Origin of the sequence: Pseudomonas sp. NyZ201 (assembly GCF_049860765.1) — a bacterium.
Classification (GTDB): domain Bacteria; phylum Pseudomonadota; class Gammaproteobacteria; order Pseudomonadales; family Pseudomonadaceae; genus Aquipseudomonas; species Aquipseudomonas bharatica.
This window is the reverse complement of the sequence record NZ_CP187557.1, coordinates 6,044,704-6,067,387: the sequence shown is the minus strand read 5'-3', so window position 1 is coordinate 6,067,387 and position 22,684 is coordinate 6,044,704. Positions and strand designations below refer to the sequence as shown.

Genomic DNA, 22,684 nt, shown 5'->3' with positions numbered 1-22,684 from the left:
CTCAGCTCTCCCAGCCCGGCTGGTAGAGCTTGCCGTGGGCCTTGTCGAGTGCCGCGCGGACTACCGGCGAGTGCTGGTAGATGTCGATGAACTTCGCCAGGCGCGGGTCGTCCTTGCTCTTGGGCTTGATCACGAACTGGATCACGTATTCCTTATGGTCGATGCCGTCGAACAGCAGCGCGGATTCGGCATCGAAGGTCTTGGCCAGGCGGATGTAGTGCGGGTAACCCTGCACCAGGTCGGCATCATCGTAGGCGCGCACCAGTTGCACGGCTTCGACCTGAAGGATCTTGATCTTCTTCGGGTTGGCGATGATGTCTTCTTCGGTGGCCTTGTAGCCGACACCGTCCTTGAGGGTGATCAACCCGGCCTTGGCCAGCAGTTGCAGGCCGCGCCCGCTGTTGATCGGGTCGTTGGCGATGGCCACGGTGGCGCCTTGCGGCAGCTCGTCGAAGCTCTTGTACTTCTTCGAGTACAGGCCGACGTTGTTGATGATCCCCGGTGCATAGGGCACCAGGTCGAAGCCGGCGGCGGCCTTGGCGTTTTCCAGGAAGGGGATGTGCTGGAAGTAGTTAACGTCGATATCGCCGGCATTGAGGCTGACGTTCGGTGCGATCCAGTCGCTGAATTCGATCAGCTCCACGTCCAGCCCCTGCTTCCTGGCTTCGCTGACCGCGGCTTCCAGTGGTACGGCAAAGGCTGCGGTGGTGCCGACTTTCAGGGCATCGGCGGCGTGGCTGGCGCCGATCAGGCCGAGGGACAGGGCGAGGGCCGCGACGGGGCGGCCGATAAGGGTCTTAAGCATGCTGGAGCGCTCCGTTCTGCTGGGCGGTGGTGGTGTGCGAATGGCGATAGCGGGCGCCGGGGTGTTCGGCGGGCAGGTGCGCCGTGCCGGCGGGGAAGAGTTTTTCCCGCAGGCTGCCGTTGTCGTAGGCGGTCTTGTACGAGCCACGTTTTTGCAGCTCGGGAATGACCAGGTCGATGAAGTCCTCGTAGCTTTCCGGGGTCACGGTGCGGGCGAGGTTGAAGCCGTCCAGGCCGGTCTCGGCGACCCAGCTTTCCAGCTCGTCGGCAACCTGCCCGGGCGAGCCGACCAGGGTGATGTAGCGTCCGCCCAGGGCGTGCTGGTCGAGCAGGCGCCGGCGGGTCCAGTCGTTGCTTTGCAGGTTCTTCGTTGCCGACTGGATGGCGTTGCTTTTGACGTACTGGATCGGTTCGTCCAGTTCGTACGCGGAGAAATCGATGCCGGTGGAGCTGGAGAAATGCGCAACGCCGGCTTCGGCGCTGGCATGGCGCAGGTAGTCGGCATGCTTGGCCCGGGCCTGTTCTTCGCTGTCGGCGACGATCACCGTGATGCCCATGAATACCTTGATCGCCTGCGGATCGCGCCCGGCGGCCACGGCGGCGGCACGCACCTTGTCGACCTGGGCGCGGGTCGCGGCCTTGGTCTGGCCACTGATGAACACGCACTCGGCGTGCTGCCCGGCGAAGCCCAGGCCACGCTCGGAAGCGCCGGCCTGGAACAGCACCGGCGTGCGTTGCGGCGAGGGCTCGCACAGGTGGTAGCCCTCGACCTTGTAGAACTCGCCGTGATGGCGAACCTTGTGCACCTTGTCGGGCCGGGCGTAGACCCGCTGCTGCCGGTCCTCGACGACCGCGCCGTCTTCCCAGCTGCCTTCCCACAGCTTGTAGAGCACTTCCAGGTACTCGTCGGCCTGGTCGTAGCGCCGGTCATGCTCGGGCTGCTCGTCCAGGCCCATGGCCTTGGCCGCGCTGTCGAGGTAGCCGGTGACGATATTCCAGCCGATCCGGCCACGACTCAGGTGGTCGAGGGTGGAAAGACGCCGGGCGAACAGGTAGGGCGGCTCGTAGGTGAGGTTGGCGGTCAGGCCGAAACCAAGGTTGCGGGTTACTGCCGCCATGGCCGAGACCAGCAGCAGCGGGTCGTTGACCGGCAACTGGATCGACTCCTTCAGCGGCACCTCCACCGACTGCTGGTAGACGTCGTAGACGCCGACGATATCGGCCAGGAACAGGCCGTCGAACAGCCCGCGCTCCAGCAGCTTCGCCAGCTCGGTCCAGTATTCGATCGTCTTGTACTGGCTCGAGGTGTCCCGCGGGTGGGTCCACAGGCCGTGATTGATATGCCCGACGCAGTTCATGTTGAAGGCGTTGAGCAGGATCTTCTTCTTCGCCATCAGATGGTCCCCCGCAGCGGTGGGTTCTGCTCGTTCAGGTAGTAGTTGCCGATGGCGTGGTATTTCCAGCGCACCGGGTCGTGCAGGGTATGGGTGCGTGCGTTGCGCCAGTGGCGGTCGAGGCCGTGCTCGGCGAGGGTGGCCTGGCTACCCGCCAGTTCGAACAGGGTGCTGCCGGCGGCCAGGGAGATCTCGGTACTGATGGCGCGGGCCTCGGCCACGGCGATGGACGCGGCGGCCACGCTGTCGGCATTCGGTTCGGCCTGGGCGCGGTCGAGGAATTCGCCGGCACGTTCCAGCAGGGCTTCGGCGGCATGCAGGCGGATTGCCAGGTGGCCGAAGGATTTCAGGGTCAGCGGGTCTTCGCTGGCCTTGTCGTTGCCCGAGTCGATCCACGGGCGCGTACGGGTGCGCACGAAGTGCAGGGCGTCCTCGTAGGCGGCGCGGGCGATGCCGGTGTCGATGGCGGCGTGGAGGATCTGTGCCAGCGGGCCGACCGGTGTCGGCCGCTCGAAGGCGCTCTGGAAGGGCACCACGTCGTCGGCATCGACCGGCACGTTGTCGAACACCACCGAGCCGCTGCCGGTGGTGCGCTGGCCGAAGCCGCTCCAGTCGTCGATCACCTTGAGGCCGGCACTGTCGGCGGGCACGAAGGCCAACTGCTGCACGCCGCTTTCATCGCCTACCGAGGTAGGGATGCGCTGGGCGTAGATGGCGCCGGTTGCATAGAACTTGCGACCGTTGATACGCAATTGCTCGCCGTCGCGGGTCAGGCGGGTGGTGCGGTCATGGGCGGTTTTCGTGCCCAGTTCGGCGAGGGCGTTGCCGAAGCGCACACCGGCCAGCACCTCGGCGTAGAGCCGCTGCTTCTGCGCTTCGCTGCCGTTCACCCGCAGCACTTCGAGGGCGTAGAAATGGTTTTGCGGAATCTGCCCCAGGGAGCTGTCGGCCTGGGCGATGCGGGCGATGACTTTCGCCAGGGTGACGTTGGATACGCCCGCGCCGCCGTAGGCCTTGGGCACGCTGATGCCCCACAGCCCGGAGCGCGAGAACAGCTCCAGTTCGGCATGGGGCAGGCGGCGTTCACGGTCGCGCAGGACGCTGTCCTGTTGCAAGGCACCGGCGATCTGCTCGGCAATGGCGAGTGCCTGGGCGTCGTCGGCGATCACCGGCACATCGTGGTGCGGAAGGGAAACATGGCTCATCGAAGGGGCTCCAGTGGTCTGGTCAAATCCAGGAGTGCCGGGCAGGCAGGGTGCCGTTGAGGTGGTAGGCGCCGACGGCGTGGTACTTCCAGCGCACCGGGTCGTGCAGGGTGTGCACCCGGGCGTTGCGCCAGTGGCGGTCGAGGTTGAATTCGGCCAGGGTCGCGCGGCTGCCGGACAGCTCCAGCAGCTTCTCGCTGGCAAGCAGGGAAATCTCGGTGGTCAGCACCTTGGCCTCGGCCACGGCGATGGAGGCACGGGCGGCGGATTCGACGGTCACCGGGGCGGCATCCACCTCGTCCAGTACTTTGGCGGCCTTGGCCAGCAGGGCATTGGCGGCATGCAGTTCGAGCTTGAGGCGGCCGACATCGGCGATCACGTAGGGGTCGTCGCTGGCCCGCTCGACGCCGGCATCGATCCACGGGCGGGCGCGCTCACGGACGAAGGCGATGGTGTCCTCGATGGCCGCTTCGGCGATCCCCGCGTCGATGGCGGCCTGGATCAGCTGGGACACGGCGCCCTGGATATTCGGGGTAGCGCCGATGCGCCAGTTCTCGATCACCAGATCGGCCTCTACCGGCACTTCGTTCAGCAGCACGGTGCCGCTGGCAGTGGTGCGCTGGCCGAAGCCGGACCAGTCATCGACGATGCGCAGCCCCGGGCTGCCGCGGCGGACGAAGGCCATGACCTGGCGCCCTTCGTCGTTCAGCGCCTTGACCGCCACCCAATGGGCGAACAGGGCGCCGGTGGAGTAGAACTTCTGGCCGCTGATGACATAGCCGTCGCCCTGACGGGTGATGCGAGCCTTGAGTTCCAGGGTGTTTTTCGTGCCGCGCTCGGGGCCGGCGTTGCCGATGCGCCAGCCGTCCAGCACGGACTGGAACAGCACTTCTTTCTGCTGTTCGGTGGCGGCACCGCGGATCAGTTGCAGGATACCGACCTGGTTCTGCGGGATCTGCCCCAGCGCCGGATCGGCGGCGCTGACGATGCGGAACACTTCGGCCAGGGCGGCGAACGACAGCCCTGGTCCGCCGTATTCACGGGGAATGCTGATGCTGCCCAGGCCGCTGCGGGTGAACTGCTCGACCTCGGCCCAGGGCAGCTTGCGTTGCTGGTCGCGCTTGCCGGCCTGGGGGCGGGCGATGGCGGCCAGTTCGTGGGCGGCCTGGATGGCCTCGGCGTCGCTGCGCAGGACCTTGGCGGGCAACAGCAGCGGCGCGGTGTCCAGATCGCTATGGACGGTGGTAGTGGCGAGATTGGACATGACCTGACCTCATCTTCTGGGAACTCGACAGAAAAGCGTTGGGGTCCGGTGGTCCGGTGCATATACCGTAATCGTGTATAAAAAATATTTGAACTAACGATTGGGAATATGAATAGACAGCGGGTTGTTGCTGGAGCAACACAGATTCAACAGCGCCGCGGAGCTTGTGGGAGCGGGTTCACCCGCGATTGCGTCAGTGAATCCACCACCGTAATCGCGGGTGAACCCGCTCCCACAGGGTCCGCATATAGCCTTGGAGCTTTGTCTCCTAAGCTAATTCTAAAAAGTTATTTATTTCTGTTTTCTTAGATCAATTAATCTTCATCCCATTCACCACACCACCGTCCCGCCAGGAGTGCAACATGACCTTCTTCGCCCCGCTGCGCCTGTTTTCCGCCCTGGCCCTGGCCGGTGCTGCCGTTTTCGCCCAGGCCGCCGACCTGACCGTGGCCTACCAGACCACCGTCGATCCGGCCAAGGTGGCCCAGGTCGATGGCCGTTACGAGCAGGCCAGCAAGGCCAGCATCGATTGGCGCAAATTCGATAACGGTGCCGATGTGATCACCGCCGTTGCCTCCGGCGACGTGCAGATCGGCTACCTCGGCTCCAGCCCCCTGGCCGCCGCCGCGACCCGCAAGCTGCCCGTGGAAACCTTCCTCATCGCTACCCAGATCGGCGCTGCCGAAGCCCTGGTCGCCCGTGAAGGTTCGGGAATCAATTCGCCGCAGGACCTGATCGGCAAGAAAGTCGCCGTGCCCTTCGTCTCCACCGGCCACTACAGCCTGCTGGCTGCACTGAAGCAGTGGAATATCGACCCGTCCAAGGTACAGATCCTCAACCTTGCCCCGCCGGCGATCATCGCCGCCTGGAAGCGTGGCGATATCGATGCCACCTACGTTTGGGACCCGGCCCTCGGTGTAGCCAAGGAAAACGGCAAGGTGCTGATCACCTCCGGCGAGCTGGCCAAGAAAGGCGCGCCGACCTTCGATGCCTGGATCGTGCGCAAGGACTTCGCCGACAAGCACCCGGACGTGGTCAAGGCCTTCGCCAAGGTGACCCTCGACGCCTACGCCGACTACCGCAAGGACCCGCAAGCCTGGCTGGCCGACAAGGCCAACGTCGACAAGCTGGCCAAGCTGTCCGGCGCCAAGACCAGCGATATCCCCGGCCTCCTGCAAGGCAACGTGTTCCCGCTGGCCGCCGACCAGATCGCTGCCCTCGGCGCACCGACCACCCAGGCGATCACCGAGACCGCGAAGTTCCTCAAGGAGCAGGGCAAGGTCGAGGCGGTGCTGCCGGATTACTCGCCGTACGTCAGTTCCTCGTTCATCACCAACTGATTCCCGGAGTCGTCATGGCCCTGTTACAGCTGGAGCGCATCAGCGCACAGTATCCCGGCGCCGCCGAACCGGTGCTCGCCGACATCTCCCTGAGCCTGGGCCCGCAGCAATTGCTGGTGGCCCTCGGCCCTTCCGGCAGCGGCAAGACCTCGCTGCTCAACCTGATCGCCGGCTTCGTCAGCCCGAGCGCCGGACGCATCACCCTCGATGGGGTGCCGGTGCAAGGCCCGAGTGCCGAGCGTGGCGTGGTGTTCCAGGACGATGCCCTGCTGCCCTGGCAGGACGTGCTGGCCAACGTCGCCTTCGGCCTCGAACTGGCCGGCGTGCCGCGCCCGCAGCGCGAGCAGAAGGCGCGGGAAATGCTGGCCCTGGTGGACCTCGCCGGCTTCGCCGAACGGCGTATCTGGCAGCTTTCCGGCGGGCAGAAACAGCGCGTCGGCCTGGCCCGGGCGCTGGCGGCCGACCCTCGGGTGCTGCTGATGGACGAACCCTTCGGCGCCCTCGACGCCTTCACCCGCGAGCAGATGCAGGAATTGCTGCTGCAGGTTTGGCAGCGTACCGCCAAGCCGGTATTCCTGATTACCCATGACATCGAGGAAGCGGTGTTCCTCGCCACCGACCTGATCCTCCTCGCGCCCAACCCGGGCCGGGTGGTGGAGCGCCTGCACCTGGACTTCGGCCAGCGCTACGCGGCCGGTGAATCGGCGCGTTCGATCAAGTCCGACCCGCGCTTTATCGAAACCCGGGAGCATGTGCTGGCGCGGGTCTTTTCCCAACGTAGCGCCGCTGGCCGGCAGGAGTTCGCATGAGCAGCCTCGACCTGCCGGTAACGGCCAAACCGGTAGCCAGCGCCCACCGTGCGCGGCGCACCCTGAGCACCCGCTGGATCAGCGGCCTGACCCTCGGCGGCCTGTTGGCGCTGTGGTGGCTGGTGACTGCGGCGGAGTGGATCGAGCCACTGTTCCTGCCCTCGCCGCAAGCGGTACTGGGCAAGGCCTGGTTGCTGCTGACCCAGGGCTATATGGAATCGACCCTCTGGCAGCACCTCGGCGCCAGCCTGAGCCGTATCGGCCTGGCCCTGGGAGCGGCGATCCTCACCGCGATCCCGATCGGCATTGCCATCGGTCGCAACCGTATCGCCCGAGGCGTGCTCGATCCGCTGATTGAGTTCTACCGGCCGATCCCGCCGCTGGCCTATCTGCCGCTGATCGTGATCTGGTGCGGTATCGGCGAGTTGTCCAAGGTGCTGCTGATCTACCTGGCGATCTTCGCCCCGATCGCCATTGCCACCGCCACCGGCGTGCGCACCGTCGATCCGGCGAAACTGCGTGCCGCGCAGTCGCTGGGGGCGAGCAAGGCGCAGTTGATCCGCCACGTGATCCTGCCCAGCGCGTTGCCCGACATCCTTACCGGTGTGCGTATCGGGCTGGGCGTGGGCTGGTCGACCCTGGTCGCCGCCGAGCTGATCGCGGCCACCAGCGGCCTGGGGTTCATGGTCCAGTCGGCGGCGCAGTTCCTGGTCACCGATGTGGTGGTGCTGGGCATCCTGGTCATCGCCCTGATCGCCTTCGCCCTGGAAATGGGCCTGCGCGCCCTGCAACGCAAGCTGGTGCCGTGGCACGGCCAGAGCCATTGAAACGAATTCATCAGTGAGACAGACATGAGCCTGATCATTACCCCGCTGAGCCCGGCGCTCGGCGCACACATCAGCGGCGTGGACCTCAGCCGCGAGATCGACGCCACCACCCGCGATGCCATCGAGCAAGCCCTGCTCGCGCACCAGGTGCTGTTCTTCCGCGAGCAATCGATCACCCCGCAGCAACAGGCCAATTTCGCGGCGCGCTTTGGCGACCTGCATATTCACCCGATCTACCCGAACATTCCGGAAACCCCGCAGGTGCTGGTACTCGACACTGCGGTCACCGATGTGCGCGACAACGCCATCTGGCACACCGACGTGACCTTCCTGCCGACCCCGGCGCTGGGAGCGGTGCTGGCGGCAAAGCAGGTGCCGACGTTTGGCGGGGATACCTTGTGGGCCAGCGGGATCGCGGCGTACGAGGCGCTGTCCGAGCCGTTGAAGCGCCTGCTGGACGGGTTGACGGCGACCCATGATTTCACCAAGTCGTTCCCCCTGGCGCGCTTCGGCAGCACACCGGAGGACCTGGCGCGCTGGGAAGCCACGCGCAAGGCCAACCCGCCGATCTCCCATCCGGTGATCCGCACGCATCCGGTGAGTGGCAGAAAGTCGTTGTTCGTCAGTGACGGGTTCACCACCCGGATCAACGAGCTGAGCGAGCAGGAAAGCGAGGCGATCCTGACGCTGCTGTTCGCCCACGCTACGCGCCCGGAATTCACCATCCGCTGGCGCTGGCAGGTGGGTGACGTGGCGTTCTGGGACAACCGCGTGACCCAGCATTACGCGGTGGATGATTACCGGCCGCAGCGGCGGGTGATGCATCGGGCGACCATCCTGGGGGATGTGCCCTTCTGACAGTTCTGTGGTGGATTTGAGGGCCTCATCGCCGGCAACGCCGGCTCCCACAGGAATCGCGTACACCGCCGAACCTTGTGGGAGCCGGCGTTGCCGGCGAAGAGGCCATCAGCAACAACCTAGATGATCCGGGCCTCAAAGCTGGCCGGCTTCAGCTGGATCGCGACGAACTTCGAGGTCGGGGTATGGCTGCCATCCCCCACGCTCTCCAGCGGCACCAGCGGGTTCACCTCCGGATAGTAGGCCGCCGCCTGCCCCGCCGGGATATCGAACGCCAGCAAGGTGAAGCCGGTGACCCGACGCTCCAGGCCATCCCCCCACAGCGACACGATGTCTACCTTGTCACCGGGGTTGAAGCCCAGGCGAAGGATGTCCGCCTCGTTGGCGAACAGCACGTTGCGCTGCCCGCGCACCCCGCGATAACGGTCGTCCAGCCCATAGATGGTGGTGTTGTACTGATCGTGCGAGCGCATCGATTGCATGATCAGGTCCGGCAGTTTGCCGCTGGCCCGCACGCCTTCGTGAATCAGGTCGTCCGGCAGGCGGTTGGCCTTGAAGTTGGCCTTGCCGCTGGCGGTTTTCCAGATGCGCTGGCCGGCGTTGTTGCCGAGGTAGAAACCACCCGGGTGCTTGAGCCGTTCGTTGAAGCGGTCGAAGCCGGGGATGGTTTCGGCGATCAGGTCGCGAATGCGGTCGTAGTCGGCGATCAGCCAGTTCCAGTCCACCGGATGGTTGCCCACGGTCGCCGCCGCGATACCGGCGATCACCGCAGGTTCCGAGCGCATCTGCGACGACAGCGGCTTGAGCTGGCCGTTGGAGGCGTGGACCATGCTGAACGAGTCTTCCACGGTCACGGCCTGCGGGCCTTCGCCTTGCTGGTCGATATCGGTACGGCCAAGGCAGGGCAGGATCAACGCTTCCTTGCCGTGGACCAGGTGGCTGCGGTTGAGCTTGGTGCTGATATGCACGGTCAGGTCGCAGTTGCGCAGGGCCTGGGCGGTGCGCTCGGTGTCGGGAGTGGCCTGGGCGAAGTTGCCGCCCAGCCCGATGAACACCTTGGCCCGGCCAGCGAGCATGGCGTGGATCGCCTCGACCGTGTTGTGGCCGTTGTGCCGCGGCACCGGGAAGCCGAAACGACGCTCCAGCGAATCCAGCAGCGCCACCGGCGGGCGTTCGTTGATGCCCATGGTGCGGTCGCCCTGCACGTTGCTGTGGCCGCGCACCGGACACAGGCCGGCGCCCGGCTGGCCGAGGTTGCCGCGCAGCAGCATGAGGTTGGCGATTTCCTGGATGGTCGGCACCGAGTGGCGGTGCTGGGTGATGCCCATGGCCCAGCACATGATGACTTTGCTGGCCTTCACGTACATCCGCGCGGCCAGTTCGATCTCGCCCAGGGGCAGGCCGGATTGGGTCTGGATCTGTTCCCACGAGGTGGCATCGACTACCGCCAGGTAGTCGTCGACGGTGGCGGTGTGCTCGGCAATGAAATCGTGGTCGAAGATCGGCGCTTCACCCTTGGCCAGCGCCTCGCGCTCCCACTGCAGGAGGAACTTGGCCATGCCGCGCATCATCGCCATGTCGCCACCCAGGGCCGGGCGGAAGAAGGCGGTGTTGGTCGGTTTGTCGCCGTTGGTCAGCATCTCGATCGGGTGCTGCGGGTGCTGGAAGCGCTCCAGGCCGCGCTCCTTGAGCGGGTTGATGCATACCACCTGGGCGCCGCGCTGCACGGCCTCGCGCAACGGTTCGAGCATGCGCGGGTGGTTGGTTCCCGGGTTCTGGCCCCAGACGAAGATCGCATCGGCGTGCTCGAAGTCGTCGAAGGTGACCGTGCCCTTGCCGACCCCGACGCTCTGGCTCAGGGCCACGCCGCTGGCCTCGTGGCACATGTTCGAGCAGTCCGGGAAGTTGTTGGTGCCGTAGGCGCGGACGAACAGTTGGTAGAGATAGGCCGCTTCGTTGCTGGCCCGGCCCGAGGTGTAGAACTCGGCCTGGTCCGGGCTTTCCAGCGCGTTCAGGTGGCGGGCGATCAGGGCGAAGGCGTCGTCCCAGGCGATCGGCCGGTAACGGTCACCCACCGGGTCGTAGACCATCGGATCGGTCAATCGGCCCTGGTATTCGAGCCAGTAGTCACTCTGCGCGAGCAGCGAGGTGACGCTGTGGCGGGCGAAGAAGGTCGGGTCGACGCGGCGCTTGGTCGCTTCCCAGTTCACCGCCTTGGCGCCGTTCTCGCAGAACTTGACCATGCCGTGTTCCGGCGAGTCGCCCCAGGCACAGCCCGGGCAGTCGAAACCGCCGTTCTGGTTGGTCTTGAGCAGGGCGCGGATGTTCTTCAGGGCGTTGTCGCTACCGACCCACGCCTGTACCACGCTGCGTAGCGCGCCCCAGCCTCCGGCAGCGCCGTTGTAGGGTTTGTAGCGCGGAACGGGTTTCTGGTCGGCTTGATGATGCAGGCTCACGATCTGTTCTCCCGTGCAGGGCTGTAGACCCTTGGTGCACTGTGCTGCGGCAGGTGGATGAGGTTCAGGTTATGGCGCCGGGCCCATTGCAGGGCCAGGCCGGTGGGCGACGACAGGCTGACCAGGGTCTGGATGCCGGCGCGCAGGACTTTCTGGATCAGTTCCAGGCTGCAGCGGCTGGTGACCACGGCCAGGCCGCCCCGGGTGTCGATGCGCTGGCGGACCAGGGCGCCGATCAGTTTGTCGAGGGCGTTGTGCCGGCCGATATCCTCGCGGCCAAAGAGCAGTTCACCGCTGGCGTCCATGAATGCCGCCGCGTGGACCGCGCCGCAGTGCTGGCCGAGGGGTTGGAAGGCACCAATACGCTGGCGCAGGCCGACCAGCCATTCAGGCGGCGGCAGCGCTGCGCCTGGCAGCACCTTGAGGTCGGGCAGGGCCTGTTCCACGGCTTCCACGCCGCACAGGCCGCAGCCGCTGGTGCCGGCTAACTGGCGGCGTTGGGTCTTGAGGTTCCAGAACGCGCGGCTGGCGATTTCCACCTGGGCGTGCAGCGCCGAACCGCTGCCGGCGAGCTTGATGTCGTAGATCTCGTCGGCGCTGTCGACGATGCCGCTGCCAATGCTGAACCCGACCACGAAATCGTCGAGATCGGTGGGGCTGACCAGCATCACCGCCTGGCTGATGCCGTTGTAGGCGATGGCCAGGGCCACTTCCTCGGCGAGGTCGGCACTGGCGGGAGACTGGTCTTCGAGCTGGCTGTAGTCGTAACGCACGCTGGCGGCAGGGGCTTCCAGGCTGGTGGAGGCCGCGCAAACCGGGGGTTTGCTGCTCATTTATTGGAATACCGGCAAGGCTGATCAGGCTTTAAGCCTAGGCCTGCGCTCGGGTATCGTCTAATCGCTTGTGCCGATGTGCCGATAGAGGCCGTCGATCAGGCTTCGTCGAGCAGTTTGCGGTATTCGCCGAGGCAGGCTTCGGCCAGGGCCGAGCGCGGCGCGGTACGGCGCATGATCAGGCCCAGCGGAGCGAGGGTGGCGGCCTGTTCGATGGGGTGCAGGCGCAAGCCGCCGGTTACTGCTTCGAGGCCGCTGCCCAGCGGCATCACCGCGCAGCACAGGCCGCCGTGCACGGCCTGGACCAACTGATGGACAGCGTCGGTCTGCAACAGCAGGCGCGGGGTGATGCCGCGGCTATGGAAATTGTGGTCCACCGACTGGCGGAAATGCATGCCGGCGGTAAGCAGGCCCAGGGGCAGTCCGGCCAGGGTTTCCCAGTGCAGCGGTGCATCGTCGAACTGGAAATGCGCCGGGTCGTAGAGCAGGCCCATGGGCGACTCACCCAGCGGCAGGGCTTCGAAACGCTCCTGGTCGAGGCGCTCCAGGTACGACAGGCCGAGGTCGAGGCGGTTGCTGGTGAGCTGTTCGAGGATCTGCTCGGAACTAAGGGCGCTGAGTTCGAAGGCCAGGTCCGGGTGCTGGCGGTGCAGGCGTTGCAGCAGCGGCAGCGGATCGAAGCTGGACAGCGGCACCATGCCCAGGCGCAGGGTACCGGCCAGGTGCCCGCGACAGGCGGCGGCCTCGGCCTGCAGTCCGTCGTAGGCGGCGAGCACCGAGCGGGCCCAGGCCAGCACCCGTTCGCCCTGGGCGGTAAAACCCTCGAAGCGCTGGCCACGGTTGACCAGTTCCAGCCCCAGCTCGCGCTCCAGGTTGCGCAGGCGCATCGACAGGGTCGGCTGGGTCACGTGGCACAGCGCGGCGGCCTGGCCGAAATGGCGGGTTTCATCCAGGGCGATGAGGAATTTCAGCTGTTTGATGTCCATCGTCGTCTCGGGGCTGGCGGGCGGGGCATTCTAACCTGTCCTAGACTTTGGGCTCCGAGATTCCTTTATCAGGGAGAGCGCTATGAGTCTGTTCAGTTTCGTGAAAGAAGCGGGGGAAAAACTCATCGATCTGCTGACGCCCGGCAATGCCAATGCCGGTGAGCAGCTCAAGGAGCATGTGGCCAAGGTGGGGCTCGGCAACCCCAATGTGCAGGCCACGGTGGAAGGCGACAAGGTTATCGTCACCGGTGAAGTGAGCAGCCAGGAAGAGAAGGAGAAGATTCTTCTGGCCCTGGGCAATATCCAGGGCGTGGCGTCGGTAGATGACCAGATCACCGTGGCCGGGCCGGTGGCCCAGGCGGCGCGGTTCGTGACGGTGAAAAAGGGCGACACCCTCAGCGCGATTGCCAAGGCCGAGTACGGCGATGCCAATAAATACAACAAGATCTTCGAGGCCAACAAACCGCTGTTGAGCCATCCGGACAAGATCTATCCGGGGCAGGTGCTGCGTATTCCGGAGTAATCCCCGAGCCAAGGCTTTACGCGTACCTTGTGGGAGCGGGGTTCACCCGCGATTGCGTCGGTGGGCTCACTACCGTAATCGCGGGTGAACCCGCTCCCACAGGGTACGCGTCGTTCCTACAGGCCTTGTAGAAGCACCCGGTAGTCTTCCTGCGCCGCGAACTCCTCGGTATCGCGCGCAGGCTTGCGGCTGTCCGGCTGGCGTACGGCGAGCAGGTGGGCGACACCGAAGGCGCGGGCGCTGCGCAGGATCGCCAGGGTGTCGTCGATGAACAGGCTGCGCGACGGATCGAAGCCGGTATCGGCGCGCAAGGCGCTCCAGAACTGCTGGTTCTCCTTGGGGAAACCATAGTCGTGCGAGCTGATCATCCGTTCGAAGTACGGCGCCAGCGCCACCCGCTCCAGTTTCAGCGACAGGGAATCGCGGTGGGCGTTGGTGATCAGGATCACCCGTTTGCCGGCTTCACGCAGCGCGGCCAGAAACGTATCGGCATCCGGTCGCAAGGCGATCAGGTCGGCACTCTGCTGCTTCAGTTCGCGAATCGGCAGGTTCAGTTCCCGGGTCCAGAAATCCAGGCAATACCAGGTCAGCGACCCGGCGTGCCGCTCGAACAACGGCTGGATTTCCAGCTCGGCCATGGCCCGGCTGATCCCGTGGTGCTCGGCATAGCGCTGGGGCAACAGCTCCAGCCAGAAGTGGTTGTCGTAGTGCAGGTCGAGCAGGGTGCCGTCCATGTCCAGCAGGACGGTGTCTATATCGCGCCAGGCGAGGGGAAGCATGTGCAAGATTCTCGTTCGGTCAGGCCGTGGTGGGCGGTATAGTACCCCGTTACCGCCAAGGAGCCGCCCCCTCATGCGCCAGAAACCCACTGTCCTCTCCAGCGAGATCGTCGCCAGCAGCCGCCTGTTCCGTGTCGAAGCCGTGCAGTTGCGCTTTGCCAACGGCACCGAGCGCACCTATGAACGCCTGGTCGGGCGCGGCAACGGCTATGGCGCGGTGATGATCGTGGCGATGCTCGACAGCGAGCATGCGGTGCTGGTCGAGGAGTATTGCGGCGGCACCGACGAATACGAGCTGTCCCTGCCCAAGGGCCTGATCGAGCCGGGCGAGGACGTGCTGGCGGCGGCCAACCGCGAGCTGAAGGAAGAGGCCGGCTATGGCGCCCGGCAACTGGAGCACATCACCGAGCTGTCGCTGTCTCCCGGCTACATGAGCCAGAAGATCCAGGTGGTGCTGGCCACCGACCTCTACGAAGAAAGCCTGCCGGGCGACGAACCGGAGCCGATGCGCGTCGACCGCGTCAGCCTGCGCGAGCTGTCGGCATTGGCCCAGCATCCGCAGTTCTCCGAAGGCCGGGCGCTGGCGGCGCTGTACCTGGTGCGTGATCTGCTGACCCAGCGTGGAGTCTTCCCGGTATGAACCCTGTCGACCTTATGCCACAGGTGGTGGCCCTGGCCCGCCGCGCAGGTGAGGCCATCCTGCCGTTCTGGCGCGCCGACGTCGCGGTGGTTGCCAAGGCCGACGACTCCCCGGTGACCGCCGCCGACCTGGCCGCGCACAAGGTCATCGCCGAAGGTTTGCAGGCGCTGGCGCCGGAGATCCCGGTGCTGTCGGAAGAGGATTGCGACATCCCGCTGCAACAGCGCCAGGCCTGGCAGCGCTGGTGGCTGGTGGACCCGCTGGACGGCACCAAGGAATTCATCGCTGGCACCGAGGAATTCACCGTGAATATCGCCCTGGTCGAACGGGGCCGGGTGGTGTTCGGGGTGGTGGCGATGCCGGTCAATGGCCGTTGCTACTACGGCGGCCAGGGCATCGGCGCCTGGCGTGCCGAGGCCGATGGTTCGGTGGAGGCGATCCGGGTACGCCTGGCGCCGCCCTCGGGTGAGGCATTCACCGTGGTTGCCAGTCGCCGTCATTCCAGCCCGCAGCAGGAGCGCCTGCTGGCCGGCCTGGGCGAAGCGCTGGGCGAGCTGGAACTGGCGAATGTCGGCAGTTCCCTGAAGTTCTGCCTGCTGGCCGAAGGCGCCGCAGACTGCTACCCGCGCCTGGCGCCGACCTCGCAATGGGATACCGCCGCCGCCCAGGGCGTGCTGGAAGGGGCGGGCGGCGAAGTGCTGGGCCTGGATGGCGAGGCGTTCGTCTATCCGCCTCGCGAGTCGTTGCTCAATCCGTTCTTCCTCGGCCTGCCAGCCGCCGCCCCGTGGCGCGGCAAGCTGCTGGCGCTGGCCTCAGCGGTGTAGCACGTACTGCCCGTCGAACTCCACGGCAGGCTTTTCGGCGTTTTCGTTGAACACCCGGGTATGCAGGCTCAAGCGTGCCCGGCCATGGCGTTCATAGGTCTTGATGAAGCGCTCCCAGATCTTTTCCTCCGGCGCCTCGCACACTGCGATGGCCGCGCCTGTCACGGGCAGCGGATAACTGATCGTGCCTTCCTGGATGACGATATGCCCGTCATCGACCCCCGCCTCGCGCAGGCGCAGGTGCAGCCAGCCCCAGCCCGCCAGCACCGCGCCGCAGTACAGGCTGCCGCCGAACATGGTGCTCTTGTGGTTGACGTTGGGCTCCAGCGGCAGACGCAGGCGCAGGCAGCGTGCCTGCCAGTCCAGTACGCCCATGCCCATCTCGCGGGTCAGCGGGATGTCGTGGTGCAGGATGTTTTCCAGGTAGTGGCTGTCGCTGCTCATCAGCGGGTGTCCTCGGGGTCATCGGCGACATGGCTGTCGGCGAAGCTCAGGCCATGCTTGCGCAACTTGTCGTGCAGGGTCTTGCGCGGAATGCCGAGGGCTTCGGCGAGGCTGCGCATGGAACCGTGGGGGCGGGTCAGCTCGGCGGCGATCAGCGAGCGCTCGAAGTGCTCGACCTGCTCGCTGAGGTTGCCCTGCGCCGGCGGCAGGTCCTGCGGCGCGGTGCTGCTTTCGGCCTGGCCGTCGAGGGCCAGTTCCAGGCCGAGGGCGAAGCGTTCGGCGGCGTTCTGCAGTTCGCGCACGTTGCCCGGCCAGTCGTGGCGCAGCAGCATGGCCCGCTGCGCCGGTTGCAGCTCGTGGGCCGGCAGGCCGTGACGCGCGCTGGCGGCATCGGCGAAATGCTGGAACAGCACGAGGATGTCGTCGCCGCGGTCGCGCAGTGGCGGAATGCGCAGGGGCGCGACGTTCAGGCGGTAATACAGGTCGGCGCGGAAGCGGCCCTGGTCGGCGGCCTGGCGCAGGTCCTCCTTGGTTGCTGCGATCACCCGGATGTCCAGGGGGATCTGCTGGTTGCCGCCGAGGCGCTCCAGCACCCGCTCCTGGAGCATGCGCAGCAGCTTGACCTGCACGTCCAGGCTCATGCTTTCGATTTCGTCGAGGAACAGGGTGCCGCCGTTGGCGAATTCGAACTTGCCGATGCGCCTTTTCTGCGCGCCGGTAAAGGCGCCGGGCTCGTGGCCGAACAGTTCGCTTTCCACCACCGACTCGGCCAGCGCGCCGGCGTTGATCGCTACGAACGGACCGTCGCGACGGCTGGACAGGTCGTGCAGGGCACGGGCCACTACTTCCTTGCCGGCGCCGGTTTCGCCGAGGATCAGCACGTCGGCGCGGGTGCCAGCGAGGGCGCCGATCTGTTCGCGCAGGCGCTGGATCGACGGCGAATGGCCGACCAGGCGACCGCTCAGTTCCTGGCGGTCGCTCAGGGCCAGGCGCAGGCTGCGGTTGTCCAGCACCAGGCGGCGCAACGAAAGGGCACGGCGCACGCTGTCGAGCAGGGCATCGCTGGCGAACGGCTTTTCCAGGAAATCGTAGGCCCCGGCACGCATGGCCTGGACCGCCAGCGGCACGTCGCCGTGGCCGGTGATCAGTAGCACCGGCAGGTCCGGGTCCTGGCCGTGCAGTTGCTCGAGCAATTGCAGGCCGTCGATGCCGGGCATGCGGATATCGCTGACCACCACGCCTGGCCAGTCGGCCTCGATGCGCCCGGCCAGGCCCTGGGCATCGCTCAGCGGCAGGACGCGCAGGCCGGCGAGGTCGAGGGTCTGGCTGAGGGCCTGGCGCAGGTGCGGGTCGTCGTCGACCAGGATCACCTGGGTGCGGCTGTCGATCAGGGGCTCGGTCATGCCAAGGAGTCCTCCGAAGTCTGAAGATTGGCGCCGGGCTTGGCCACGCGCAGTTGCAGAGTCAGCAGCGCACCGCCCTCCGGGTGGTTGGCCAGCAGCAGCTCGCCGCCCAGCGCACGCATCAGCGTGTCGCAGATCGCCAGGCCCAGGCCAAGGCCCTGGGTGCGGGTTTTGGTGGTGAAGAACGGCTCGCGGGCGTGGGCCATGGCCTGGCTGGTAAAGCCGGGACCGTTGTCGCGGATCGTCAGGTAGACGTAATCATCGCGGCGTTCGGCACTTAGCCAGAGCTTGCGCGGGTTGGCCTTTTCGGTGAGGGCGTCGAGGGCGTTGGCCAGCAGGTTGCCGAGCACCTGGCGCAAGCGCGTCTCGCCGGCCTGGACCCACAGGGTGGCTTCCGGCAAATCGCGGATCAGCTCCACGGCCATGGCCCGGCGACGCTTGGCCAGCAGGGCCAGGGCATCGTCCAGCGCCGGTTGCAGCGCCACGCTTTCCGGTGCATGGCGGTCGCGGCGGGCAAAGGCACGCAGGTGGGCAATGATCGAGGCCATGCGCCCGGTCAGTTCGTTGATCAGCTTGAGGTTGCCGCGTGCGTCGTCGATGCGCTGATGGTCGAGGAGGATCTCGGCGTTTTCCGCGTAGCTGCGGATTGCCGCCAGTGGCTGGTTGAGCTCGTGGCTGATGCTCGCCGACATGGTCCCGAGCACCGACAGCTTGCCGGCCTGGACCAGCTCGTCCTGGGCACGGGCGGCCTCCTGCTGGGCCTGCTCGCGCTCCAGTACCTCGGTTTTCAGGCGCCGGTTGAGGCCTTCGAGGTCGGCGGTACGTTCGGCCACGCGTTTTTCCGAGTCGTGGCGGGCATGGGCTTCGAAGTCGATGCGGTCCATGTAGTGGCGACGACGCTGCATCACCAGGCCGACCAGCAGCATCACCACCAGCAGGGTGGCGGCGCCGACGGCCATCACGGTGCTTACCGAGCGGTCTACCAGCACCCGCGGGGCAAGGATGTTCACTTCCCAGCCGGTCTCCGGAATCGAGCGGGTCTGCACCAGCCAGGCCTTGCGGTCGAGGTTGAGCGGCTGCGGTTCCTGGGTCGGGTAGGGCTGGATCGCGGTGATCGACTGGCGCTCCTCATCACTGAGCGGCCGGGTGGCACGGAAGCGCCATTCAGGGCGCGAGGTCAGCACCACGACGCCGTTGCTATCGGTCAGCAGCAGTTGTTCCGGGCTTTTGCCCCAAAGGGTTTCGGTATGGTCGAGATCGACCTTGACCACCAGGACGCCGATCACCTGGCCGTTGTCCCAGACTGGCGCGCCGAAGAAATAGCCGCGCTTGGCCGAGGTGGTGCCCTGGCCGAAGAAGCGCCCCAGGCGCCCGGCGGTGGCGTCGCTGAAGTACGGGCGGAAAGAGAAGTTGCGGCCGATGAAGCTGTCCTTCTTGTCCCAGTTGGACGCGACCAGGGTGTTGCCCTTGGCGTCCATCAGGTAGATGACTTCGGCGCCGGTCTGGGTGCTGATTTCCTTGAGCCTGCGGTTGGCGTTGGTCTGGAATTCCAGGCGCAGCGGGTCGGCCAGCACGGCGCGCAGGGTCGGCAGGTCGCCGAGGATCTGCGGCAGGGCTTCGAAGCGGCGCAGGGTGCCGAGCAGGTTGGCGACGTACAGGTCGAGGGTCTGGCGGTTCTGGCTGGCCAGTTCGTCCTGGTAATAGTGCTCGGCGAGGCGGTTCAGCGGCCAGAGCAGCGGCGCCAGGCACAGGGCCAGAAGGGCGAGGCTGCGCCAGCGGGGGCGGCGGGGAAGGCTGGGGGTCATGGTCATCGCGAAAATGCGCCAGAAGGATCTGGCGCATTATGCGCTACTTCAGGCAGTCGATCAGCGCCTGGTGCCAGTCGGGCTGGCTGACGTTCCACTCACGTTGCAGGCGGCTGCAATCCAGGCGCGAGTTCAACGGCCTGCGGGCGGGCGTCGGGTACTCGCTGGACGGGATCGGCACCAGGTTGGCACAGGGCCTGCCCTGGGCCTTGAGCTGTTCGCCGATGGCCTGGGCGAAGCCGAACCACGAGGTTTCACCCTGCGCGGTCAGGTGGTACAGGCCCCAGGCACCGGCCTGGCCGGCCTGCCAGCGCTGGATGAGCTGGCGGGTGCTTGCGGCGATGGTTCCGGCCCAGGTCGGCGCGCCGATCTGGTCGGCGACCACGCGCAGTTCCGGCTTCTCTTGCAGCAGGCGCTGCATGGTCAGCAGGAAGTTGCGCCCATGGGTCGAGTAGACCCAACTGGTGCGCAGGATCAGGTGCTGCCCGCCGACCGCAGCAATCGCCTGTTCGCCCGCCAGTTTGCTCTGGCCATAGACGCCCAGCGGATTGGTCGCATCGTCCTCGGTGTAGCGGCCTTGCTTGCTGCCGTCGAAGACATAGTCGGTGGAGTAGTGGATCAGCGGCACGCCCAGGCGCGCGGCTTCTTCGGCGAAGATGCCCGGCGCCGTGGCATTGATCGCGAAGGCCGCTTGCGGCTCGCTTTCGGCCTGGTCCACCGCCGTGTGTGCGGCCGCGTTGATGATCAGGTCGGGGCCGATGGCGCGGACCTTTTCGGCAATGCGCTCGGGATAGGCCAAGTCGAGCTGGTCACGACCGAGCACGTGCAGCTCGCCGAGGTCGCCCAGCGCCTGTTGCAGTGCCTGGGCGAGCTGGCCGTTGCGACCGCTGATAAGGATCCTCATGGGAACAGGTCCGCTTCTTCCAGCAGCTTGCCATTCTGGTCCTTGGCCGAGAGCAGCGGCGCGCCCTCGATCTGCCAGTCGATGGCCAGGGTCGGATCGTCCCAGCGCACGCAGCGCTCGGCTTCGGGGTTGTAGTAGTCGGTGGTTTTGTAGAGGAACTCCGCAACGTCGCTGAGCACCACGAAACCGTGGCCGAATCCTGGCGGAATCCATAGCTGCCGCTTGTTGTCGGCCGACAGGCGCACCGCTGCCCAGCGTCCGAAATGCGCAGAGCTGCGGCGCAGGTCAACGGCGACATCGAGGACTTCGCCAGCCACTACCCGCACCAGTTTGCCCTGCGCGTTTTCCACCTGGTAATGCAGGCCGCGCAGCACGTTCCTTTGCGAGCGCGAGTGGTTGTCCTGGACGAAATTCGCCTGGACCCCGGTGCTCTCCATGAAGACGCGTTCGTTGAAGCTTTCATAGAAAAACCCGCGCGCGTCGCCGAACACCCGAGGCTCGAGGATCAGCACCTCGGGGAGCGTGGTTGCGATCACCTTCATCGTGTCTTGCTCATCAGTCCAAGCAGGTATTGACCGTAGCCGGTCTTGCTCAATGCCTCGGCACGCGCGGTCAGTTGCGCTTCGTCGATCCATCCCTGCTGGAAGGCGATTTCTTCCAGGCAAGCGACCTTCAGGCCCTGGCGATGCTCGATGGTCTGCACGTACTGCGAAGCTTCAAGGAGGCTGTCGTGGGTGCCGGTGTCGAGCCAGGCGAAGCCGCGACCGAAGCGCTCGACCCGCAAGTCGCCACGCTTGAGATAGGCGTTGTTGACGTCGGTGATTTCAAGCTCGCCCCGGGCCGAGGGTTTCACCGCCCTGGCGATCTCGATCACGTCGTTGTCGTAGAAGTACAGGCCGGTGACCGCGTAGTTGGATTTCGGCACCGCAGGCTTTTCTTCGATGGAAAGCACCTTGCCTTCGCTGTCGTATTCAACCACCCCGAAGCGCTCGGGACCGTTGACCCAGTAACCGAAGACAGTGGCGCCATGGACATGGCTGGCAGCCTTGAGCAACTGCGCGGTGAAACCCTGGCCATGGAAAATGTTGTCGCCGAGCACCAGGCAGACCGGATCCTTGCCGATGAATGCTTCGCCAATCAGGAAGGCCTGGGCCAGGCCATCGGGTTTGGGTTGTTCGGCGTAGCTGATGGAAACGCCGAACTGGCTGCCGTCACCCAGCAGCTGTCGATACTGCGGCAGGTCCTGCGGCGTGGAGATCAGCAGGATTTCACGTATGCCGGCCAGCATCAGCACCGAGATCGGGTAGTAGATCATCGGTTTGTCGTAGATCGGCAGCAGTTGCTTGGAAACGCCGAGGGTAATGGGGTGCAGACGGGTGCCGGAGCCACCCGCCAGGACGATACCTTTGGTCATGCAATCAAATCCTTGAAGTCGGTGGTGCCCAGGCGTTGTCCCTGGTAGCTGCCGTCCTGCACATGGCGGCACCATTCCAGGTTATCCAGGTACCACTGGACGGTCTTGCGCAGGCCGGTCTCGAAGGTTTCTTCGGGAACCCAGCCCAGCTCGCGTTCGATCTTGCTGGCGTCGATCGCGTAGCGCTGGTCGTGGCCGGGACGGTCCTGAACGTAGGTAATCAGGTCGGCGTAGCTGGCCACGCCCTGCGGACGCTGTGGCGCCAGTTCTTCGAGCAGGGCGCAGATGCCGCGCACCACGTCGATGTTCCTTTGTTCGTTGTGCCCGCCGATGTTGTAGGTCTCGCCGACCACACCCTCGGTCACTACCTTGAACAGGGCGCGGGCGTGATCCTCGACGAACAGCCAGTCGCGTACCTGCAGGCCATTGCCATAGACCGGCAGCGGCTTGCCCGCCAGGGCGTTGAGGATGACCAGCGGAATGAGCTTTTCCGGGAAGTGGAACGGCCCGTAGTTGTTCGAGCAGTTGGTCAGCAGAACCGGGAGGCCATAGGTGCGGTGCCAGGCGCGGACCAGATGATCGGACGCGGCCTTGCTCGCCGAATACGGTGAGCTTGGCGCGTAGGGTGTGGTCTCGGTGAACAGGTCGTCGACGCCGTGCAGGTCGCCATAGACCTCATCGGTGGAGATGTGGTGGAAACGGAAGGCTTCGCGTTCGCCGGCCGGTAGTTTCGACCAGTAGCCACGAGCTGCTTCCAGCAGGCTGTAGGTGCCGACGATATTGGTCTGGATGAAGTCCGAGGGGCCGTCGATTGAACGGTCGACGTGCGACTCGGCCGCCAGGTGCATGATCGCATGGGGCTGGAAGCGCTCCAGGACCGCGCTGACCGTTGCCTGGTCAACGATATCCGCCTGGACGAATTCATAGCGGGTATTGGTGGCGATGCTGTTCAACGACTCCAGGTTGCCCGCGTAGGTCAACTTGTCCAGGTTGAGCACTTCATGGTCGGTATCGTTGATCAGGTGACGCACGAGTGCCGAGCCAATGAAACCGGCTCCACCGGTGATGAGAATTCGCATGCCGGGCTGCCTTTCTTCCATAACTGACTTGAGCAAAAGGTGCATAGCTTGTGTGCAGGCACCGATCCGTGCAAGCACATTGCGCTGGATAAC

Annotated in this window: 22 protein-coding genes; 7 read left to right on the top strand and 15 right to left on the bottom strand. The window is 65.7% G+C overall.

Going from position 1 to position 22,684, the window contains the following annotated elements; genetic code table 11:
• Position 1: 1 nt before the first annotated feature.
• From ACPFMA_RS27290 to ACPFMA_RS27275, 4 genes are read right to left on the bottom strand one after another with little or no spacing between them, the layout of a single operon-like run.
• Complete coding sequence (locus ACPFMA_RS27290; protein WP_420058820.1) at positions 2-805, bottom strand: MetQ/NlpA family ABC transporter substrate-binding protein; 804 nt, start codon at positions 803-805, stop codon at positions 2-4.
• On the bottom strand, positions 798-2,198 hold the full coding sequence (locus tag ACPFMA_RS27285) for an LLM class flavin-dependent oxidoreductase (protein WP_425929336.1): 1,401 nt from the start codon (positions 2,196-2,198) through the stop codon (positions 798-800). Before ACPFMA_RS27285 ends, ACPFMA_RS27290 begins: the two co-directional genes overlap by 8 nt.
• A complete protein-coding gene (locus ACPFMA_RS27280) occupies positions 2,198-3,403 on the bottom strand; it encodes an SfnB family sulfur acquisition oxidoreductase (protein ID WP_425929334.1) in 1,206 nt (401 codons plus the stop codon). Before ACPFMA_RS27280 ends, ACPFMA_RS27285 begins: the two co-directional genes overlap by 1 nt.
• 22 nt (positions 3,404-3,425) lie before the next feature.
• Entirely contained in the window at positions 3,426-4,667 is a 1,242-nt protein-coding gene (locus tag ACPFMA_RS27275) for an SfnB family sulfur acquisition oxidoreductase (RefSeq protein WP_009396001.1), read from the bottom strand.
• A gap of 362 nt (positions 4,668-5,029) precedes the next feature.
• Here ACPFMA_RS27275 and tauA point away from each other — a divergent pair, with 362 nt between their 5' ends.
• The 4 genes from tauA to tauD are packed head-to-tail and all read left to right on the top strand — an operon-like array spanning position 5,030 to position 8,501.
• Entirely contained in the window at positions 5,030-6,007 is a 978-nt protein-coding gene (gene tauA, locus ACPFMA_RS27270; RefSeq protein WP_420058816.1) for a taurine ABC transporter substrate-binding protein, read from the top strand.
• Positions 6,008-6,021: 14 nt separating this feature from the next.
• Complete coding sequence (gene tauB / locus ACPFMA_RS27265; protein WP_009396003.1) at positions 6,022-6,816, top strand: taurine ABC transporter ATP-binding subunit; 795 nt, start codon at positions 6,022-6,024, stop codon at positions 6,814-6,816.
• Positions 6,813-7,643 carry a taurine ABC transporter permease TauC gene (tauC, locus tag ACPFMA_RS27260; protein ID WP_064303799.1) on the top strand — a complete coding sequence of 277 codons (831 nt, stop codon included), beginning with the start codon at positions 6,813-6,815 and terminating at the stop codon, positions 7,641-7,643. Before tauB ends, tauC begins: the two co-directional genes overlap by 4 nt.
• 24 nt (positions 7,644-7,667) lie before the next feature.
• The gene (gene tauD, locus ACPFMA_RS27255; RefSeq protein WP_420058815.1) at positions 7,668-8,501 is read left to right on the top strand and encodes a taurine dioxygenase; all 834 of its coding nucleotides are present in this window, start codon (positions 7,668-7,670) and stop codon (positions 8,499-8,501) included.
• A gap of 119 nt (positions 8,502-8,620) precedes the next feature.
• On the opposite strand, the gene ACPFMA_RS27250 is transcribed toward tauD, so the two are convergent.
• The 3 genes from ACPFMA_RS27250 to ACPFMA_RS27240 all read right to left on the bottom strand — a co-directional run bounded on the left by ACPFMA_RS27250 (position 8,621) and on the right by ACPFMA_RS27240 (position 12,776).
• A complete protein-coding gene (locus tag ACPFMA_RS27250; protein ID WP_064303801.1) occupies positions 8,621-10,957 on the bottom strand; it encodes an FdhF/YdeP family oxidoreductase in 2,337 nt (778 codons plus the stop codon).
• Entirely contained in the window at positions 10,954-11,790 is an 837-nt protein-coding gene (fdhD, locus tag ACPFMA_RS27245; protein ID WP_420058813.1) for a formate dehydrogenase accessory sulfurtransferase FdhD, read from the bottom strand. Before fdhD ends, ACPFMA_RS27250 begins: the two co-directional genes overlap by 4 nt.
• Before the next feature lie 98 nt (positions 11,791-11,888).
• The gene (locus ACPFMA_RS27240) at positions 11,889-12,776 is read right to left on the bottom strand and encodes a LysR family transcriptional regulator (RefSeq protein ID WP_425929329.1); all 888 of its coding nucleotides are present in this window, start codon (positions 12,774-12,776) and stop codon (positions 11,889-11,891) included.
• Between the two features lie 82 nt (positions 12,777-12,858).
• On the opposite strand from ACPFMA_RS27240, the gene lysM reads away from it, so the two are divergent.
• On the top strand, positions 12,859-13,299 hold the full coding sequence (gene lysM / locus ACPFMA_RS27235) for a peptidoglycan-binding protein LysM (protein ID WP_420058811.1): 441 nt from the start codon (positions 12,859-12,861) through the stop codon (positions 13,297-13,299).
• A gap of 116 nt (positions 13,300-13,415) precedes the next feature.
• Here the strand turns inward: lysM and yrfG are convergent, their stop codons facing one another.
• Complete coding sequence (yrfG, locus tag ACPFMA_RS27230) at positions 13,416-14,078, bottom strand: GMP/IMP nucleotidase (RefSeq protein ID WP_425929327.1); 663 nt, start codon at positions 14,076-14,078, stop codon at positions 13,416-13,418.
• A 73-nt stretch (positions 14,079-14,151) separates the two neighbouring features.
• Here yrfG and nudE point away from each other — a divergent pair, with 73 nt between their 5' ends.
• Both nudE and cysQ read left to right on the top strand, forming a co-directional pair.
• A complete protein-coding gene (gene nudE, locus ACPFMA_RS27225) occupies positions 14,152-14,718 on the top strand; it encodes an ADP compounds hydrolase NudE (RefSeq protein ID WP_009396011.1) in 567 nt (188 codons plus the stop codon).
• Positions 14,715-15,542, top strand: coding sequence for a 3'(2'),5'-bisphosphate nucleotidase CysQ (gene cysQ / locus ACPFMA_RS27220; RefSeq protein ID WP_064303805.1), 828 nt, complete (start codon positions 14,715-14,717; stop codon positions 15,540-15,542). Before nudE ends, cysQ begins: the two co-directional genes overlap by 4 nt.
• Here the strand turns inward: cysQ and ACPFMA_RS27215 are convergent.
• The 7 genes from ACPFMA_RS27215 to rfbB are packed head-to-tail and all read right to left on the bottom strand — an operon-like array spanning position 15,531 to position 22,591.
• Complete coding sequence (locus ACPFMA_RS27215) at positions 15,531-15,986, bottom strand: YiiD C-terminal domain-containing protein (protein ID WP_425929324.1); 456 nt, start codon at positions 15,984-15,986, stop codon at positions 15,531-15,533. The two genes, cysQ and ACPFMA_RS27215, sit on opposite strands and share 12 nt — an antisense overlap.
• Entirely contained in the window at positions 15,986-17,389 is a 1,404-nt protein-coding gene (locus tag ACPFMA_RS27210; protein ID WP_420058808.1) for a sigma-54-dependent transcriptional regulator, read from the bottom strand. Before ACPFMA_RS27210 ends, ACPFMA_RS27215 begins: the two co-directional genes overlap by 1 nt.
• Positions 17,386-19,200 carry a sensor histidine kinase gene (locus ACPFMA_RS27205; protein ID WP_420058807.1) on the bottom strand — a complete coding sequence of 605 codons (1,815 nt, stop codon included), beginning with the start codon at positions 19,198-19,200 and terminating at the stop codon, positions 17,386-17,388. Before ACPFMA_RS27205 ends, ACPFMA_RS27210 begins: the two co-directional genes overlap by 4 nt.
• Before the next feature lie 37 nt (positions 19,201-19,237).
• Entirely contained in the window at positions 19,238-20,098 is an 861-nt protein-coding gene (gene rfbD, locus ACPFMA_RS27200) for a dTDP-4-dehydrorhamnose reductase (protein ID WP_425929322.1), read from the bottom strand.
• Positions 20,095-20,640 (bottom strand): dTDP-4-dehydrorhamnose 3,5-epimerase, encoded by a 546-nt coding sequence (gene rfbC, locus ACPFMA_RS27195; RefSeq protein WP_064303810.1) that lies wholly within the window; start codon positions 20,638-20,640, stop codon positions 20,095-20,097. The genes rfbD and rfbC overlap by 4 nt, the downstream gene beginning before the upstream one ends.
• A complete protein-coding gene (gene rfbA, locus ACPFMA_RS27190) occupies positions 20,637-21,512 on the bottom strand; it encodes a glucose-1-phosphate thymidylyltransferase RfbA (protein WP_425929319.1) in 876 nt (291 codons plus the stop codon). The genes rfbC and rfbA overlap by 4 nt, the downstream gene beginning before the upstream one ends.
• Positions 21,509-22,591 (bottom strand): dTDP-glucose 4,6-dehydratase, encoded by a 1,083-nt coding sequence (gene rfbB / locus ACPFMA_RS27185; protein WP_064303812.1) that lies wholly within the window; start codon positions 22,589-22,591, stop codon positions 21,509-21,511. Before rfbB ends, rfbA begins: the two co-directional genes overlap by 4 nt.
• Between the last annotated feature and the right edge of the window lie 93 nt (positions 22,592-22,684).

Excerpts from the sequence above, each read along its gene's own strand:
- tauC (WP_064303799.1), top strand. The coding sequence starts at position 6,813 with ATGAGCAGCCTCGACCTGCCGGTAACGGCCAAACCGGTAGCCAGCGCC.
- ACPFMA_RS27210 (WP_420058808.1), bottom strand. The coding sequence starts at position 17,389 with ATGACCGAGCCCCTGATCGACAGCCGCACCCAGGTGATCCTGGTCGAC.
- yrfG (WP_425929327.1), bottom strand. The coding sequence starts at position 14,078 with ATGCTTCCCCTCGCCTGGCGCGATATAGACACCGTCCTGCTGGACATG.
- ACPFMA_RS27205 (WP_420058807.1), bottom strand. The coding sequence starts at position 19,200 with ATGACCATGACCCCCAGCCTTCCCCGCCGCCCCCGCTGGCGCAGCCTC.
- rfbC (WP_064303810.1), bottom strand. The coding sequence starts at position 20,640 with ATGAAGGTGATCGCAACCACGCTCCCCGAGGTGCTGATCCTCGAGCCT.
- tauB (WP_009396003.1), top strand. The coding sequence starts at position 6,022 with ATGGCCCTGTTACAGCTGGAGCGCATCAGCGCACAGTATCCCGGCGCC.
- nudE (WP_009396011.1), top strand. The coding sequence starts at position 14,152 with ATGCGCCAGAAACCCACTGTCCTCTCCAGCGAGATCGTCGCCAGCAGC.
- cysQ (WP_064303805.1), top strand. The coding sequence starts at position 14,715 with ATGAACCCTGTCGACCTTATGCCACAGGTGGTGGCCCTGGCCCGCCGC.
- ACPFMA_RS27290 (WP_420058820.1), bottom strand. The coding sequence starts at position 805 with ATGCTTAAGACCCTTATCGGCCGCCCCGTCGCGGCCCTCGCCCTGTCC.
- ACPFMA_RS27240 (WP_425929329.1), bottom strand. The coding sequence starts at position 12,776 with ATGGACATCAAACAGCTGAAATTCCTCATCGCCCTGGATGAAACCCGC.
- rfbB (WP_064303812.1), bottom strand. The coding sequence starts at position 22,591 with ATGCGAATTCTCATCACCGGTGGAGCCGGTTTCATTGGCTCGGCACTC.
- ACPFMA_RS27285 (WP_425929336.1), bottom strand. The coding sequence starts at position 2,198 with ATGGCGAAGAAGAAGATCCTGCTCAACGCCTTCAACATGAACTGCGTC.
- rfbA (WP_425929319.1), bottom strand. The coding sequence starts at position 21,512 with ATGACCAAAGGTATCGTCCTGGCGGGTGGCTCCGGCACCCGTCTGCAC.
- ACPFMA_RS27215 (WP_425929324.1), bottom strand. The coding sequence starts at position 15,986 with ATGAGCAGCGACAGCCACTACCTGGAAAACATCCTGCACCACGACATC.
- ACPFMA_RS27280 (WP_425929334.1), bottom strand. The coding sequence starts at position 3,403 with ATGAGCCATGTTTCCCTTCCGCACCACGATGTGCCGGTGATCGCCGAC.
- rfbD (WP_425929322.1), bottom strand. The coding sequence starts at position 20,098 with ATGAGGATCCTTATCAGCGGTCGCAACGGCCAGCTCGCCCAGGCACTG.
- tauD (WP_420058815.1), top strand. The coding sequence starts at position 7,668 with ATGAGCCTGATCATTACCCCGCTGAGCCCGGCGCTCGGCGCACACATC.
- tauA (WP_420058816.1), top strand. The coding sequence starts at position 5,030 with ATGACCTTCTTCGCCCCGCTGCGCCTGTTTTCCGCCCTGGCCCTGGCC.
- fdhD (WP_420058813.1), bottom strand. The coding sequence starts at position 11,790 with ATGAGCAGCAAACCCCCGGTTTGCGCGGCCTCCACCAGCCTGGAAGCC.
- lysM (WP_420058811.1), top strand. The coding sequence starts at position 12,859 with ATGAGTCTGTTCAGTTTCGTGAAAGAAGCGGGGGAAAAACTCATCGAT.
- ACPFMA_RS27275 (WP_009396001.1), bottom strand. The coding sequence starts at position 4,667 with ATGTCCAATCTCGCCACTACCACCGTCCATAGCGATCTGGACACCGCG.